10 protein-coding genes are annotated in these 16827 nt (G+C 67.5%); 9 read left to right on the plus strand and 1 reads right to left on the minus strand.

Going from position 1 to position 16827, the window contains the following annotated elements:
* Positions 1-13: 13 nt before the first annotated feature.
* Positions 14-1018: a segregation/condensation protein A gene (locus tag ACT9F5_RS01450; protein WP_445118170.1), complete on the minus strand. Its 1005-nt coding sequence runs from the start codon at positions 1016-1018 to the stop codon at positions 14-16.
* A 381-nt stretch (positions 1019-1399) separates the two neighbouring features.
* Here ACT9F5_RS01450 and ACT9F5_RS01455 point away from each other — a divergent pair, with 381 nt between their 5' ends.
* The 9 genes from ACT9F5_RS01455 (at position 1400) to ACT9F5_RS01495 (ending at position 16697) form a co-directional block, all read left to right on the plus strand.
* Entirely contained in the window at positions 1400-1699 is a 300-nt protein-coding gene (locus ACT9F5_RS01455; protein WP_445119466.1) for a YciI family protein, read from the plus strand.
* Positions 1700-1859: 160 nt separating this feature from the next.
* Positions 1860-4868, plus strand: a complete 3009-nt coding sequence (locus ACT9F5_RS01460; RefSeq protein WP_445118171.1) for a TonB-dependent receptor domain-containing protein — start codon at positions 1860-1862, stop codon at positions 4866-4868.
* Positions 4869-5078: 210 nt separating this feature from the next.
* Positions 5079-8582 carry a chromosome segregation protein SMC gene (gene smc, locus ACT9F5_RS01465; protein ID WP_445118172.1) on the plus strand — a complete coding sequence of 1168 codons (3504 nt, stop codon included), beginning with the start codon at positions 5079-5081 and terminating at the stop codon, positions 8580-8582.
* 29 nt (positions 8583-8611) lie between these two features.
* Positions 8612-9364 carry a cell division protein ZipA gene (gene zipA / locus ACT9F5_RS01470; RefSeq protein WP_445118173.1) on the plus strand — a complete coding sequence of 251 codons (753 nt, stop codon included), beginning with the start codon at positions 8612-8614 and terminating at the stop codon, positions 9362-9364.
* Between the two features lie 157 nt (positions 9365-9521).
* Complete coding sequence (gene ligA, locus ACT9F5_RS01475; RefSeq protein ID WP_445118174.1) at positions 9522-11885, plus strand: NAD-dependent DNA ligase LigA; 2364 nt, start codon at positions 9522-9524, stop codon at positions 11883-11885.
* A gap of 166 nt (positions 11886-12051) precedes the next feature.
* A complete protein-coding gene (gene epmA, locus ACT9F5_RS01480) occupies positions 12052-13047 on the plus strand; it encodes an EF-P lysine aminoacylase EpmA (protein ID WP_445118175.1) in 996 nt (331 codons plus the stop codon).
* Positions 13048-13240: 193 nt separating this feature from the next.
* A complete protein-coding gene (gene mtnA / locus ACT9F5_RS01485; RefSeq protein ID WP_445118176.1) occupies positions 13241-14308 on the plus strand; it encodes an S-methyl-5-thioribose-1-phosphate isomerase in 1068 nt (355 codons plus the stop codon).
* A complete protein-coding gene (locus tag ACT9F5_RS01490; protein WP_445118177.1) occupies positions 14305-15237 on the plus strand; it encodes a glycosyltransferase in 933 nt (310 codons plus the stop codon). Before mtnA ends, ACT9F5_RS01490 begins: the two co-directional genes overlap by 4 nt.
* Positions 15238-15239: 2 nt before the next feature.
* Positions 15240-16697: a hypothetical protein gene (locus ACT9F5_RS01495; protein WP_445118178.1), complete on the plus strand. Its 1458-nt coding sequence runs from the start codon at positions 15240-15242 to the stop codon at positions 16695-16697.
* Positions 16698-16827: the final 130 nt, after the last annotated feature.

Here is a 16827-nt window from a genome sequence, read left to right on the forward strand (position 1 = left end):
TTCTGTTGGCGACTCAGGCGTCGTCGTTGGCGGCGTCGTCGAACTCGCTGCTGAGCTTGAGTTCCGACGGGTCGGTGTTGAGCGCGAGCGACTTGACGTAGATCGGCGCCAGCGGGGTTTCGCTGCCGGCGCTGTCCTTGGGTTGTTCCTGCACGATCTCGATCAACTGCTCCTTGGCCAGGGTCAGCAGGCCGAGGAAAGTGACCACCACGCCCTGCTTGCCTTCGCGCGGTTCGAACAGGCTCTCGAAACGGTGGAACGCGCCGTCCTCCAGCCGCGACAGCAGCTCGCCCATGCGCTGGCGGACGCTGAGGGCATCGCGCTTGATCGCATGCTGGGTGTACAGCTCGGCGCGCTTGAACACGTCGTGCAGGGCCAGCAGCATCTCGCGCAGGTCGACTTCCGGCGGCAGCTTGATCGAGGCCCGGTCCGGCACGAATGCCTGTGCCGGGCTGGTGTCGCGATCCTGCCGGGGCAGGGCGTCGATGTCCTCGGCGGCCTTCTGGAAGCGCTCGTACTCCTGCAGCCGGCGCACCAGCTCGGCGCGCGGGTCTTCCTCTTCGCCTTCCTCGTTGACCGCGCGCGGCAGCAGCATGCGCGACTTGATCTCGGCGAGGATCGCGGCCATCACCAGGTATTCGGCGGCGAGCTCGAAGCGCATCTCGTGCATCGCCTGGATGTAGTCAACGTACTGGCGGGTGATCTCGGCCACCGGGATGTCGAGGATCTCGAGATTCTGCCGGCGGATCAGGTACAGCAGCAGGTCCAGCGGGCCTTCGAACGCGTCGAGAATGACCTCCAGCGCGTCCGGCGGGATGTACAGGTCCTGCGGGATCTGCAGCACCGGCTGGCCGTGGACCATCGCCAGCGCCATTTCCGCCTGCTGCGGCCGGGCCGGCGCCGGGTTTGCGTCCGCCGCTTCGGGGCCGGCCGCTGCCGGGGGAGTCTGGTTTTGCTCGGCCACGTTGTCGGCCGACACGTTGTCGTCGGTCGCGTCGGGCGCGGGGTCATTGATCATGCGGGGCCGGCCCCTCCGGACCGTGGCGCAAACAGTGGAACTCGGTTGGTGCGTGGCATGCGTCCGGCGAGGACAGCGGACCGGTTTGCGCTCGTACGGTTCGGGCAAGCGCGCCGCGTCGGGGACGTGGCGGCGGATGGCATGGATTCGTCGAGTGCGGGCCGTGGTGGGCAGCAGACCGTGTTGGGGGCACGGACATCGCGATGGCGTGGGCCGGGTCGCGACGGGCCGCTGCTTCCGGCCTCGATATGACATGTAGGGTACGGGCTGGCGAAACGGCTGTCCAGCGGGGTTGTGGCCGGGATTCACGGGCTGCGTGGCCGCTACAATCCGCCCAGCCCCGGCCGGGGCATGAGCCGACCAGGCAGGGGAGACGTGTACATGTGGTACGTGATCGAGGGATATGACGGCGAGGACGTGTTGGACCAGCGCAGGGCGGCGCGCCCGGAACACCTTGCACGCCTGACCGCGCTGGCCGAAGCCGGACGGTTGCTGCTGGCCGGACCATGTCCGGCGATCGACGCCCAGGATCCCGGCCCCGCGGGTTTCAGCGGCAGCGTGGTGGTGGCCGAATTCGAGTCGCTCGAAGCCGCCCGGGCCTGGGCCGACGAAGATCCGTATACCGCTGCCGGTGTCTACGGCCGCACCGAGGTGCGCCCGTTCAAGCCCGTACTGCCATAAGTATTCCGCGGCACACGGACTGAATCGGCTGCCGATTCACCTGGCCGTCACAGGCTCTTACGGGCGGATAGCGACAATCCGCGGCCGCCATGCCGGTGTGCATCGAGTCCCGTCTTCACGCCGGCATGGCGCTTGTACCCGCCAAGCCAGCGAGAGCCCCATGCCGCACGTTCCGTCGTTTGCCCGTCCCGCCCGTCGACTGCTTGTGGTCGCCCTGACCGGATGCCTGGCCGCCGCTGCCGCGCCGCTCGCGCTGGCCCAAAGCACCGCAGCCACGATCCGCGGCGAGGTCACCCTGGACGCCGCCCCGGCCGCCAACGCCCGGGTCACCGCCACCAACGTGGCCACCGGCCTGACCCGCAGCGTCAACGCGGACACCGATGGCGGTTATTCGCTGGCAGGGCTGCCGCCGGGCGAGTACCGGGTCGAGATGGTGGCGGATGGGCGCACCGATTCGCAGGTCGTGACCGTGCAGGTCGGCCAGGTCGCCACCCTCGACCTCGCCACCGGTGGCCTGGACGAAACCTCAACCGGTGAGGTGGACACCCAGTTGGAGACGGTGGAGGTCAATGCCACCGCGCTGGTGGAAACCCGGACCTCGGAAGTCGCGACCTACGTCACCCAGAAACAGATCGAGGCGTTGCCGCAGGCCTCGCGCAACTTCCTGGCTTTCGCCGACACGGTGCCCGGCATGCAGTTCGTCAGCGGCGGCGAGAGTGGCTACAGCAGCCTGCGCAGCGGCGCGCAGTCATCCAACGGCGTCAACGTGTTCATCGACGGTGTCGGCCAGAAGAACTACGTGACCAAGGGCGGCCTGAGCGGGCAGAACAGCAGCCGCGGCAACCCGTTCCCGCAGCTGGCGATCGGCGAGTACAAGGTCATCACCTCCAACTACAAGGCCGAGTACGACCAGATCAGCAGCGCCGCGGTAACCGCGGTGACCCGCTCGGGCACCAACGAGTTTGGCGGCAGCTTCTTCTGGGACCGCACGTCCGACCAGTGGCGCGAGCCGACCCCGCGCGAGGAGGCGGACGGGGCCAAGGTGCCGTCGATGGAGGAGCAGTACGGTATTTCCTTCGGTGGTCCGATCGTCCGTGACCGCCTGCACTTTTTCCTGACCTACGAGGCCAAGGATTTCTCGCAGCCGCGCGAGGTGCGCATCGGCGAGGATTTCACCGTCGACCAGTTGCCGGAGCACCTGCGCCCGCTGGTAGGCAGCAACCAGGCGCGGTTCAACGAGGATCTCTATTTCGGCAAGCTGAGTTGGCAGGCCAGTGACTCCCAGTTGCTGGAATTGACCGCGAAGCGCCGCGAGGAAACCGGTCTGCTGCTCGACAGCGGGATCAATACCGCGAGCCGGGCCAAAGCCGACAACAACCAGGAGACCCGGCTCGACCTGCGTTGGCAGGTCAACGCCACCGACTGGCTCAATGATGCGCACCTGACCTGGGAGGAGAGCTACTGGAACCCGCGCTCGAAGGTGATCGCGCCGGGCTACCTGCTCTACACCTGGCCGCTGGACGGGGAGGGCAACCCGCAGGAACGGCAGATCCTCGCCGCCGGTGGTGGCGCCGACTACCAGGACAAGGGCCAGGAAGGCTTGGGCCTGCAGAACGACTTCACCTGGTACGGCTGGAGCGGGCACACGATCAAGGTCGGCATCAAGTACAAGCAGATCGACGTCGAGGCGTTCGAGCAGCAGCCGTACAACCCGCAGTTCCGCTACGACATCGCCGGCGACCCGACCGTGCCGTACCAGGTCGACTTCAACGCCAGCACGCTCACCGCGGACCGCCGTGTCACGTCCGGCAACAAGCAGTTCGGCATCTACATCCAGGACGACTGGGAGGTCAACGAGCGCCTGACCCTGAACCTTGGCGTGCGCTGGGATTACGAGGAGACGCCCGGCTTCCTCGACTACGTGACCGACGAAGGCATCGCCACCGCCTTGCGCGGCTGGGGCAACATCGCCGACACCGATTACGACATCGAGGATTTCATATCGACCGGCAACAACCGCAAGGCGTTCAAGGACGCCTGGCAGCCGCGGCTGGGCTTCTCGTATGACCTGAACGCCGACGGCCGGCATGTGATCTTCGGTGGAGCGGGCCGCGCCTACGACCGCAACCTGTTCGACTACCTCGCGCTGGAGCAGTCCAAGCACACCTTCCCCAGCTACCAGTACCGCTTCAATACGGCCGAGCACCCGTGCACGGTGGGCGAGGGCAACTGCGTGGCGTGGGACCCTGGCTACCTCGACCCGGCACGGCTGGAGGAACTGGCGGCCGCAAATCCGAACCTCGGCGCCGAGGTCAACCTGATCGACAACGACCTCAAGACGCCTTACTCGGACCAGTTCAGCCTCGGCATGCGCAACGTCGTCGCGCTGGGCCAGGTGGATTGGCATACCTCGGTCACGCTGGCGCATATCCGCAGCTACGACGGCATCTACTTCGCGCTGGGCAACCGCTTCGCCGATGGCAGCTTCCGCGACCCGGCCAATCCCGGCGCGACCTGGGGCAACCAGCCCTGGGGCGAGGCCATCCCCGGCTACGGCACCCTGCTGATCGCACGCAACGGCATCGAGACCGAACTCGACAGCCTGCTGCTGTCGCTGGAGAAGCCGTACACGCAGGACTCTGGCTGGGGCGTGACCGTGGCCTACACCTACAGCGACGCCAGCGAGAACCGCCTCAACGCGGCCAACTCGGACGAGCACTACCTGTTCGACTACCCGGGGCTGGACGGGCAGCCGATGCTGGCTTCGGTCGGCATCTCCCGCCATCGCCTGGTGACCACGGGCATCTACGACGCGCCATGGGGCATCACCGCGTCGGGCAAGCTGACCCTGGCCACGGCGCCGGTCCGGGATGCGGTCAACTGCTTCGCCGCCGTGAGCAATGACCATTGCTTCTTCGATCCGTACACCCCGCACACGGGGTTCAAGCAGTTCGACATCGCGCTGCAGAAGCGCTGGGACACCGGCACCGACCTTTCGCCCTGGGTGCGGTTCGACCTGATCAATGCCTTCGACTGGCGCAACTGGACGGACTTCCAGAACGATCGCGGTGGCCCGGGCGCCGGTCGCGCGGATTGGGGCACCCGCAACGGCGACGGGATCCTGCTGCCCACGCGTACCTTCAAGCTGTCGATGGGCTTCGACTGGTAACGGGCAGGTCGCACGGGGGCGTGCGGCAGCGAATCCACAGGCGCGCCCAGCCCCGTGCGGCGTCGGCGCAGGGGCCGCTATACTCGATCAGGTCCGATCCGCGTTCGCGCGGTCCATATTGTTCAAAATCATATGGATACGCGCATAACCTGATCTTTTTTCGAAATCCACGGCGTCGCCCTACCGGCGTCCCAGAGGCTCTCGCGACGCATGCGTCTGTCCACGATCAAGCTGTCCGGCTTCAAATCCTTCGTCGACCCGACCACCCTGCACCTGCCGAGCAACATGACCGGCGTGGTCGGGCCCAACGGCTGCGGCAAGTCCAACATCATCGACGCGGTGCGCTGGGTGATGGGCGAAAGCTCCGCCAGCCGCCTGCGCGGCGATTCGCTGACCGACGTGATCTTCGCCGGCTCCTCGGCGCGCAAGCCGGTGTCGCAGGCGACGGTCGAGCTGATCTTCGACAACGCCGACCACACCATCACCGGCGAGTACGGCGCGTTCGACGAGATTTCGGTCAAGCGCCTGGTCAGCCGCGACGGCGCCAGCCAGTACTACCTCAACGGCAGCAAGTGCCGGCGCCGCGATATCACCGATCTGTTCCTCGGCACCGGCCTGGGGCCGCGCAGCTATTCGATCATCGAGCAGGGCATGATCAGCCAGATCATCGAGGCCCGGCCCGAGGACCTGCGGGTGTATCTCGAAGAGGCCGCCGGCATCTCCAAGTACAAGGAGCGCCGCAAGGAAACCGAGACCCGCATCCGCCACACCCGCGAGAACCTCGACCGCCTCGGCGACCTGCGCGAAGAGGTCGGCAAGCAGCTTGAACATTTGAAGCGCCAGGCCCGCCAGGCCGAGCAGTACCAGGCCATCCAGGCCGATCGCCGGGTCAAGGATGCCGAGTGGAAGGCGCTGGAGCACCGTGCGCTCGACCAGAAGCTGCAGTCCCAGCGCGAGAAGCTGGCGCAGCAGGAAACCCGGCTGCAGCAGCTGATCGCCGAGCAGCGCGAGGCCGAGCGCGAGATCGAGACCGGCCGCGTGCGCCGCGAGGAAGCCGCCGAAGCGCTCAACAAGGCGCAGGGCGAAAGCTATGAGGTCGGAGGCGCGCTGGCCCGGATCGAGCAGCAGATCCAGCACCAGCGCGAGATGTCGACCCGCCTGCAGAAGGCCCGCGACGAGGCCGAGGCGGCGCTGGCCGAGATCGCCCAGCACATCGGTTCCGACCAGTCGCGGCTGGACGTGCTGACCGCCGCGATCGAGAACGACGAGCCGCGGCTGGAGCAGTTGCAGGCCGAGGACGAGGCCCGCCAGGACGCCCTGCGCGACGCCGAATCGGCGCTGGCCACTTGGCAGCAGCGCTGGGACGAACACAGCCGCGCGCAGTCCGAGGCGGCCCGCGCCGCCGATGTAGAGCGCACCAGGATCGAGCATCTCGACCGCCAAGCGTTGGACGCCGACCGGCGCCGCGAGGCACTGACCGGCGAACGCACCGGGCTCGACCTGACCGCGCTGGCCGACGCCTTTGCCGGCCTCGAGGAAGAACACGAAACCCGCAAGCTCTCGCTCGACAGCCTCACCGAAACGCTGGAAACACGTAAATCCGAAGTCGGCGGCCTGCAGGAACAGCAGCGCGGCATGCAGTCGGAACTGGCCGAGGTCCGCAAGCAGGCACAGGCCGTGCGCGGCCGGCTGTCGTCGCTGGAGACCCTGCAGCACGCCGCGCTCGGGCAGGAGCAGGGCGCCGCGCTGGACTGGCTGAGGGCGCGCGGGCTGGATTCGGCGACGCGGGTCGGCGAGACATTGACGGTCGACGAGGGCTGGGAGAACGCGGTCGAAAGCGCGCTCGGCCAGTTGATCGAGGGCGTGCTGGTGGAGGCGCCGGAAACCCTGGTCGATGCGATCGGCGAGCTCGGCGACGGCCGGCTGGCGCTGGTCGCGGCGCAGAACGATCCGGTCGATTTCGCCCCGACCTCGCTGGCCTCGAAGGTCCGCGGCCCGCTGGCCATCCGCCGCATCCTGTCCAAGCTGCATGCCGCCGACGACCTGCAGGCCGCGCGTGCGCTGCTGCCCGGGCTCGGTGATGGCGAGTCGGTCATCACCCGCAACGGCGAGCGTCTCGGCGCCGGCTGGATGCGGGTGCTGCGTTCCGGCGCGGCCAAGCAGGGCGCGTTGCTGCGCGAGCGCGAGATCAACACGCTGCGCGAGCAGATCGAGACCTTGCAGTCGCGCGAGCAGGAACTCGAGTCCGGCCTGACCCAGATGCGCGACCGCCTGCTCGCCGCAGAGCAGCAGCGCGAGGACGCCCAGCGCACGCTGTACATGACCCACCGCAGCGTCTCCGAGCTGGCCGGCCAGTTGCAGAGCCAGCAGGGCCGGCTGGATTCGGCGCGTGGGCGGATCGAGAAGATCGAGGCCGAACTGGCGCAGCTGTCGGAAACGCTCGACGGCGCCCGCAAGCAGGGCCGCGAGGCCCGCAGCCGCCAGGAAGAGGCGGTCATGCGGATGACCGAGCTGGAGGACACCCGGCAGGAACTCGACGCCGAACGCCGCCGCCTGACCGAGGCCCGCGACCAGGCCCGCAGCATGGCCCGCGAGTCGCGCGACACCGCCCACTCGCTGGCGCTGACGCTGGAGTCACAGCGCGCCCAGATCGCCTCGCTGACCCAGGCGCTCGACCGCATGGGCGGCCAGCGCGGCCAGCTCGACACCCGCCTCGGCGAGTTCGCCGCGCAACTCGCCGACGGCGACGCCCCGGTGGTGCAACTGGAGGAGCAACGCCAGGTCGCGCTCGAGCAACGCGTCCAGTCCGAACAGAAACTCACCGCCGCGCGCACCGAGCTCGACGGCATCGACAACGACCTGCGCCGCTTCGAGCAGACCCGCCAGCAGCGCGACGAGCAGGCCCTGCAGCAGCGCGAGGCGATCGGCCAGCGCCGGCTCGACCAGCAGGCGCTGGTGCTCAAAGCCGAAACCTTGTCCGAAGCCGTGGTCGAGGCCGGTTTCGTGCTCGAGGACGTGGTCAACACCCTGACCGACGACATGCAGCCACAGGCGTGGGAGCGCACCGTCAACGAGCTCGACGCCAGGCTGCGCCGGCTGGAGCCGGTCAACCTCGCCGCGATCGCCGAACACGCCGAGGCCGCGCAACGCGCCGAATACCTCGATGCCCAGAACGTCGACCTGACCAGCGCGCTGGAGACCCTCGAGGACGCGATCCGCAAGATCGACCGCGAGACCCGCGGCCGCTTCAAGGACACCTTCGACCGGGTCAACTCCGGCGTGCAGCAACTGTACCCGCGGCTGTTCGGCGGCGGCCACGCGTATCTGGAGCTGACCGGCGACGACCTGCTCGACACCGGCGTGGCGATCATGGCGCGCCCGCCCGGCAAGCGCGTGTCCAACATCTCGCTGCTGTCGGGTGGTGAGAAGGCGATGACCGCGGTGGCGCTGGTGTTCGCGATCTTCCAGCTCAACCCGGCGCCGTTCTGCCTGCTCGACGAGGTCGACGCGCCGCTGGACGAAGCCAACGTCGGCCGCCTCGCGGCGATGGTCAGCGAGATGAGCGAACAGGTACAGTTCCTGTTCGTGACCCACAACAAGGCGACCATGGAAGTGGCGCAGCAGTTGTCGGGCGTGACCATGCGCGAGCCGGGCGTCAGCCGCCTGGTTTCGGTCGACTTGGCCGAGGCGACCCGCCTCGTCGGCGCGGCCTGATCCATCCGCCTAGTTCATAAGGAGTAAACATGTCCGACGTGACCCTGCTGCGGATCGGAATCCTGATTGCCGGACTGGTCCTGATCGCCGCGATCGTGTTCTTCGGCCGCCCGCGCAAGCCGGGGCAGGGCAAGCGCGTCGCACGTGATGGCGCGGCCCACGGCGAGCGCCGGGAACCGACGCTCGGGGAGCAGCTCGAAGGCGAGCTGGGTGTCGATACCGATGCTCCTGGCGATGCTACCGCCCAGGCCGAACTGGAACTGTTCGACCGCACGCAGGACCCCGCCACGGCGAGTGCAAACAGCGAACTGGGCCGCCGCGTCAGCGACGAGTTCGACAAGATCGTGACCGTCTACCTGGCCGCGCGAGCCGGCGAGAAACTGCATGGGCCCGACATCGTCGTCGCGGCCGAGAAGGCCGGCCTGGTCTATGGCTACATGGGCGTGTTCCACCGGCTGGTCGAGCACCATCCCGAGCGCGGCCCGGTGTTCAGCGTCGCCAACATCATGAAGCCGGGCAACTTCGACATGGCCGACATCCAGTCGCTGGAAACCCCGGCCATTGCGTTTTTCCTGACCCTGCCGGCCCCGGTGGCGGCGCTGGACGCATGGGAGACCATGCTGCCGACTGCCGAGCGCATGGCCGAGCTGCTGGGTGGCCTGGTGCTGGACGAGCAGCGCGAAGTGCTCGGCCGCCAGCGCATCGGCCAGATCCGCGAAGACCTGCGCGCCTACGACCGCCAGCGCGAAGCGCCCCCTTTGAGCAAACCGACGCGCTGGTAGCGACCTCCCTGCCTTTGTAGGAGCGGCTTCAGCCGCGATCGGAAACCGTTCGTCCGCGCCGACTCCCGATCGCGGCTGAAGCCGCTCCTACACAAACCCGGACAACGGCCGTGTAAAAAATGGCCGGCCTCCATCCGCGTCAAGCGGCGAGACCACCGTGACCGCCAACCCAGCCACCCGCATCACCGAACTGCGCCGCCAACTCGACGACGCCAACTACCGCTACCACGTGCTCGACGACGCCGAGATCCCGGATGTCGAGTACGACCGCCTGCTGCGCGAACTCGAGGCGCTGGAAGCCGCGCACCCCGAGCTCGCCAGTCCCGACTCGCCGACCCAGCGCGTCGGCGCCGCGCCGTCGGGAGCATTCGCGCCGGTCCGCCACGCGATCCCGATGCTGTCGCTGGGCAACGCCTTCACCGATGACGAGGTCGCCGACTTCGTCCGCCGGATCGAACAGAAGCTCGGCGACGAAGCGCTGGTGTTCTCGGCCGAGCCAAAGCTCGACGGCCTCGCGATCAGCCTGCGCTACGAGAACGGCCGCTTCATCCAGGGCGCGACCCGCGGTGACGGCGCCACTGGCGAGGATGTCACCGCCAACCTGCGAACGGTCAACGCAATTCCGTTGCAGCTGCGTGGAAAGGGCTGGCCCGAAGTGCTGGAGGTGCGCGGTGAGGTGTACATGCCACTGGCCGGTTTCAAGCGCTACAACGAGCGCGCGCTGGCCGAAGGTGGAAAGGTTCTGGCCAACCCGCGCAATGGCGCGGCAGGCTCGTTGCGCCAGCTCGATCCGCGCATCACCGCGCAGCGGCCGCTGGCGTTCTATGCCTACGCGATCGGCAAAGTCGAAGGCGGTGAATTGCCCGACAGCCATTCCGAAACACTGAAGCAGTTGCGCCAATGGGGTCTGCCGGTCAGCACCGAAAGCGACGTGGTCGAGGGGCTGCAGGGACTGCTGGGCTATTACGGCCGCATCGGCGAGCGCCGCGACGGCCTGCCGTTCGACATCGACGGCGTGGTCTACAAGCTCGACGACTACGACGCGCAGGCCGAGATGGGCTTCGTCTCGCGCGCACCGCGCTGGGCGCTTGCGCACAAGTTCCCGGCGCAGGAACAGACAACCGTGGTCGAGTCGATCGAAGTCAACGTCGGCCGCACCGGCGCGGTCACGCCGTGGGTGCTGATGCAGCCGGTCCACGTCGGCGGCGTTACCGTAACCCGCGCGACATTGCACAACGCGGACCAGGTCGCACGGCTCGACGTGCGCGTCGGCGACACCGTGATCGTGCGCCGCGCGGGCGACGTCATTCCCGAGGTCGTGCGCGTGCTGCCCGAGCAACGCCGCCCCGGCACGCCTGCCTGGCAGATGCCGGAGAACTGCCCGGTCTGCGGTTCCGAGATCGTGCGAGAGGAGGGCGCGGTGGTCTGGCGCTGCTCGGGCGAGCTGACCTGCGCCTCGCAACGCAAGGAGGCGATCGGCCATTTCGCCTCGCGCCGGGCGATGGATATCGACGGCTTGGGCGAGCGCTTCATCGCCGCGCTGTCGGATCTCGACTACGTGCAATCGGTCGCCGACCTGTACCGGCTCACCCTCGACGACCTGCTGCAGATGAAGCAGCGCGCCGACGAGCGCGACGGCACCACACCGGAAACAGTGAAGGCGGGCAAGGTCGCCACCCGCTGGGCCGAGAACCTGGTCGAGGCGATCGACCGCAGCCGCGACACCACGCTGGAGCGCTTCCTGTACGCGCTCGGTATCCAGCACGTTGGCGAGAGCACGGCCAAGGCGCTCGCGCTGTGGTTCGGCGACCTCGAGCTGATCCGCCGCCTGCCATGGCCCATGTTCAAGCGCGTGCCCGACATCGGCGGCGAAGTCGCCCGCGCGATCGGCCACTTCCTCGACCAGCCCGGCAACCAGATGGTGATCGACGACCTGCTCGCGCGGGGCGTGACGATTACCGACGCGCATCCACCTTCGCCGAAGCTGCGCGAGAGCCTCGGGCTGGCGCAACTGCTGGTCGACCTCGAAATCCCGAAGATCACTCCGATCCGTGCCGAGCAGTTGGCGACGGCGTTCCCGGCCGTGGCCGGCCAGGCCGACGCGAGCACCGGTTTGCGCGACGCACCGCAGCACAATCTGGTTACCGCCGGCCTGCCGGCCGAGACCGCGGCGGCATTCGCCAACTGGCTGGAGGACGCTGACAACGCCGCCTTGCTGGCCGCATCGGGCGAGGCACTGGTGCGACTCGATGCGATCGTTCCCGCTGCCGACACCGCGCCGGCCGGTCCGCTCGACGGCCAGACCGTCGTCCTCACCGGCACCTTGTCGGCGATGACCCGCGACGAGGCGAAGGACCGGCTGGAGGCGCTGGGCGCAAAGTCCGCCGGTAGCGTGTCGAAGAAGACCAGCTTCGTTGTCGCCGGCGAGGCCGCTGGCTCCAAGCTCGCCAAGGCCGCCGAGCTGGGCATCGAAGTCTGGGACGAGGCGAAGCTTCTGGCGTTCCTGGAGTGCCACGAATGATGCCCGCCGGACGTCCCATGGCAGCTGTTCCTCGGCGACTCCCTGCCGTTGTAGGAGCGGCTTTAGCCGCGATCTGGAATCGTCGACCGACACGATTTCCGATCGCGGCTAAAGCCGCTCCTACAAGAGCCCGGACACCCAAGCGCGGCATCCAGGCGAGCCAGGCATGAGTCCATGCTGGCGCCCCACCGCAAGCTTCGACGCGCTGCGCCTGCGTGCCGCGCTCAACACACGCATCCGCAGCTTCTTCGCCGGGCGCGCCGTCACCGAGGTCGAGACGCCGGTGATGTCGGTCGCCGGCAATACCGAGCCGAACATCGCCTCGTTCTCGCTTGAGTTCAGTGGCCGCACCGACGGCGCCCCGCGCACCCGCTGGCTGCGCACCTCGCCCGAATACCCGCTCAAGCGCCTGCTCGCCGCCGGCTTCGGTGATTGCTACGAGCTGGGCCGGGTGTTCCGCGACGGCGAAGCCGGCGGCCGCCACAACCCCGAGTTCACCATGCTCGAGTGGTACCGGGTCGGCTGGGACCACCGACGACTGGTCGGTGAAACCGCGACGCTGGTCAACGCCGCATTGGCACTGGTCGGGCGCGAAGCCTCGCTGGTCGAGATCGCCTATCGCGATCTCTATCACGAGCAACTCGGCATCGATCCGATGACCGCCAGCGACGAGCAACTGCGCAATGCACTCGGCGACATCATCATCGACCCCGCCGGCCTGACCCGCGACGACTGGCTCGACCTGCTGATGACCCATCGGCTGCAGCCGGAGTTCGCCGACGACCGGATGCTCGCGATCCACGACTGGCCGGCGACCCAGGCCGCGCTGGCACGCCTGCGCACTGACACCGATGGCGTACAGGTCGCCGAGCGATTCGAGCTTTATCTTGGTCCGCTGGAACTCGCCAACGGCTACCACGAACTGGCCGACGCGGTGGAGCAGGGCGCCCGGTTCGATCGCGACCTGCAGCGGCGTGAGCAACGCGGGGAGGGTGCCGGTGGCGACATGCTGCCGCCGCGTGATGAACACTTGCTGGCGGGCCTGCAAGCCGGCTTGCCCGATTGCGCCGGCGTCGCCCTCGGCGTCGACCGGCTGATGATGGCGATGCTCGGGACCGACCGGATCGCCGACGTCCTCGCCTTCGATTTCTTCCGCGCCTGAAGCAGCTCCCGAGTCTCGGCCCGACCGGAATTCCTTCGGTTGTTGTAGGAGCGGCTTTAGCCGCGATCTGGAGTCGGCGCGAGCGATCAGGCATCCGATCGCGGCTGAAGCCGCTCCTACAACGGCATGGCGTTCCCTCCCTGTGGAACAAGAAGCGCCGGGCTGACAGCGTCGGTTCGACTAGAATCGGTGCATGACCGACACCATCGATTTCGACCGTTACGACCGCATCCGTCCGATCCGCTGGGCCGGCGACGCACTTGAACTGCTCGACCAGCGCAAGCTGCCATTCGAAGTCGAATACGTCCGTTGCGACACCAGCGAAGCCGTCGCCGAGGCGATCCAGGCCCTGACCGTGCGCGGTGCACCGGCAATCGGCATCGCCGCCGCCTGGGGGCTGGTGCTCGCCGCGCGCGACATCGAAGCGTCCGATGGCGCGGAAGCCGCGATCCTGCTCGATCCGGCGATTGCCCATCTCAATGCCGCTCGCCCGACCGCGGTCAACCTGGCCTGGGCGCTCGCGCGGATGCGTCGCGTGCTTGCTGTCGCAGGCGCCGACTGGCGCGAAGTCCTCGCACGTGAAGCCGAGGCCATTGCCATCGAGGACCTCGCCGCCAACCGTCGCATGGGTGCGCTCGGAGCGGCCCTGATGGAGCCCGGCAGCAACGTCCTGACCCACTGCAATACCGGCTCGCTCGCCACCGCGGGTTTCGGCACCGCGCTCGGCGTGATCCGCGCCGGCGTCGCCCAGGGCCGCATCGACGAGGTGTTCGCCGGCGAGACCCGGCCTTGGTTGCAGGGCGCGCGCCTGACCGTGTGGGAACTGCAGCAGGACGGCATCGCCCCGACCCTGATCGCGGATGCCGCCGCCTCGCACCTGATGAAGTCCGGCAGGGTGCAATGGGTGGTGGTCGGTGCCGACCGCATCTGCGCCAACGGCGACGTCGCCAACAAGATCGGGACCTACCAGTTGGCGATCGCCGCGCGCCACCACGGCGTGAAGTTCATGGTGGCCGCGCCGTCCTCGACGGTCGACATGGACACGGCTTCCGGCGACCTGATCCACATCGAGGAGCGCGACCCGGGCGAGCTGTTCGGCATCGGCGGCACGCGCACCGCGGCGGCCGACATCGGTGCCTGGAATCCGGTGTTCGATATCACCCCGCATGAACTGATCGATGCGATCGTGACCGAACGCGGCGTGATCGAGAACCCGGACGAAGTTGCGCTGCGGCGATTCTTTCCGGGTGGCGTCCAATGATGTCGGCACCACGGGTTGCGATACTGGTGCCCTGCTACAACGAAGCGACCACGATTGCGAAGGTCGTGGCCGACTTCCGGCGGGTGCTGCCGAATGCGACCGTCCACGTGTTCGACAACAATTCCGTCGACGGCACCGCGGATCGTGCGCGCGAGGCAGGAGCACGGGTGCGGGCCGTGAGCTTGCAGGGCAAGGGTCACGTGGTGCGTCGACTGTTCGCCGATGTCGAGGCCGACGTCTACGTGCTCGTTGATGGCGACGACACCTACCATGCCGACAGCGCAGGGCAGCTGGTCGGCATGGTATGGGAGCAGGGCCATGACATGGCGGTCGCCGTGCGCGAGGCCACCGTCGAGGCGGCCTACCGCGCGGGTCACGTGGTCGGCAATCGCCTGTTGACCGGATTCCTCGCCTGGCTGTTCGGCCGACCCTGCCGTGACGTGTTGTCGGGTTACCGCGCGTTCTCACGACGGTTCGTCAAGAGCTTCCCTGTGTTGTCCGCGGGCTTCGAGATCGAAACCGAGCTGACGGTACATGCGCTGGAGCTCCACATGACGGTGGGCGAGGTGGTCACGCCGTACAAGGATCGTCCCGACGGCTCTTTCAGCAAGCTCAACACCTGGGGCGACGGGTTTCGGATTCTCCGTACGATGGTCCGCCTGTTCAACGCGGAACGCCCGCTCGCGTTCTACGGGGTTGCGGGCGGTTTGTTTGCCGTCGCAGCCGTGGTCCTGGCGGTGCCCCTGGTGCTCACGTGGTTGCATACCGGTGAGGTGCCGAGGCTTCCCACCGCAGTGCTGGCGACCGGCCTGATGCTGTTCGCAGCTTTGTCCGCGACCGTCGGGATCGTCCTGGACATGGTCACCCGGGGCCGGCGCGAAGCAAAAATGCTCGCCTATGTCGCACTGGCCGCGCCCGGGGACAGGTAGTGATGGACGCAGTCGACGAATCGGCGCGCCGGAAGGCAGGTGCCGCGGCGGGCATCGGGGACGTTCACCGTCGCGGGATGGATTTCGCATGGGTGGTCGCCGCCGTACTCGCGGTAAAGCTGGCGTGGCTGGTGGCCGATTCGACGTTGCGGCTGTATATGGGCGACTCGATGACCTACCTCGGGACGGCCTTCAATTTTTCGTTCACTGGAGGCCGCTCCTTTGTCTACGGCTGGATATTGCGATTCACCGTCCTGCCATTCGACAGCCCCGGGCTGATCGTCGTCCTGCAGTCCCTCTGGTCTGCGGCCACGGCGATAGCCCTGTTTGGCCTGCTCACGATCTGCCTGGGCGTCAGGCGCTGGATCGCACTGCTGGTGGCAGTCCTGTTGGCTACCGAGCCGGCCCAGGTTTTTCTCGAGCGCATGGTGATGGCGGAAACCGCCGGCCTGCTCGCATTCGTCGTGGGATTGCTGCTGTTCGTGGTCTACCTGCGGACAATGAAAATCCGCTGGTATGCCCTGGGTGTGTTGCTGGGGTTGGGATGCATCAACCTGCGACTCAGCTTCCTTCCCGTGGTCCTGGGCACGGCGTTCGTGGTCGCGATGTTGCCGCTGCTCGACCGGGCGAGGCGTCCGCTGGGGATCGAGTTGCGTGCCGCCGGCGCCGCGTTGGTGCTGCTGCTGGCCTCGCATTTCGCGTATGTACAGGCTTACGGCCATTTCAGTGGAACCGGCCCGGGTTACCTGGCCATGAGCGGAATGATGCGGATCGGCCTGGTCGCGCCGCTTATCCGCGCCGAACATTTCGAAGGGACGGACGTATCGGGAAGCATCCTCGATGATGTCCGCAGGCCGTTGGATGACCACTGGCAGCGTGGCCATCACATATGGAAGGAGGATGGATTGTGGCCGCTCCTGGTGAAGCGGAGTGCTGAGCCGGAACAGGTTGCCAGGGTCATTACCAGGCGCGCCATGCTCGATGCACCCCTGGAACTGGTGCGCATCAACATTGCGACCCTCGGCGGCTATTTCGCCCCGGGCCGCGTGCGCTGGAGGATGCTTGATGACCTCGGAGTGATTCCCCCGAGCGAAGCCGACCTCGGTTTGATCAAGCGCGAGATGGGCTGGGATGCCCGGGGCATCTCCAGATTGCATACGCCTGCCCGCGACCTGTTCGCTGCTTCGGGGCCGTGGCTGACGTTCTGCCTGTTCGTACTCGCTCCACTGGCACTGTCGACCTTGGCAGTGGGATGGCGGCGACGCGAACGCAGGATGTACCTCCTGCTGGGGCTCGTGTCACTTGGCCTGGTGGCCAGCCATCTGTTGTTTGCGCACATCGTGTCGTTTCGCTATATCCATCCATTGCCGTTCTTCGTGCTCGCGAACGTGGCCGTGCTGGCCGAAGTCTTCAGGCGTCGAATCGAAGCGCGGGAACCTTTTCGACAGGCTGACGATTGACGAATCACGTGGCAGGTGCGCGTGTTCCCCGCAGGGGCAGCGGAATAGCAGGTAAGTTGTTGTTTATGCGTGGAAATCGGGGCGCAGTGAACCCCCGTTCCGTGCTATCATTTCACGTCTTTTTCATCTG

The organism is Lysobacter sp. F6437, from assembly GCF_052547215.1.

Bases quoted from the DNA above. Each gene is read 5' to 3' on its own strand.
- ACT9F5_RS01490 (WP_445118177.1), top strand. From the start codon at position 14,305: ATGATGTCGGCACCACGGGTTGCGATACTGGTGCCCTGCTACAACGAA.
- zipA (WP_445118173.1), top strand. From the start codon at position 8,612: ATGTCCGACGTGACCCTGCTGCGGATCGGAATCCTGATTGCCGGACTG.
- ACT9F5_RS01455 (WP_445119466.1), top strand. From the start codon at position 1,400: ATGTGGTACGTGATCGAGGGATATGACGGCGAGGACGTGTTGGACCAG.
- ACT9F5_RS01460 (WP_445118171.1), top strand. From the start codon at position 1,860: ATGCCGCACGTTCCGTCGTTTGCCCGTCCCGCCCGTCGACTGCTTGTG.
- smc (WP_445118172.1), top strand. From the start codon at position 5,079: ATGCGTCTGTCCACGATCAAGCTGTCCGGCTTCAAATCCTTCGTCGAC.
- mtnA (WP_445118176.1), top strand. From the start codon at position 13,241: ATGACCGACACCATCGATTTCGACCGTTACGACCGCATCCGTCCGATC.
- epmA (WP_445118175.1), top strand. From the start codon at position 12,052: ATGAGTCCATGCTGGCGCCCCACCGCAAGCTTCGACGCGCTGCGCCTG.
- ACT9F5_RS01495 (WP_445118178.1), top strand. From the start codon at position 15,240: ATGGACGCAGTCGACGAATCGGCGCGCCGGAAGGCAGGTGCCGCGGCG.
- ACT9F5_RS01450 (WP_445118170.1), bottom strand. From the start codon at position 1,018: ATGATCAATGACCCCGCGCCCGACGCGACCGACGACAACGTGTCGGCC.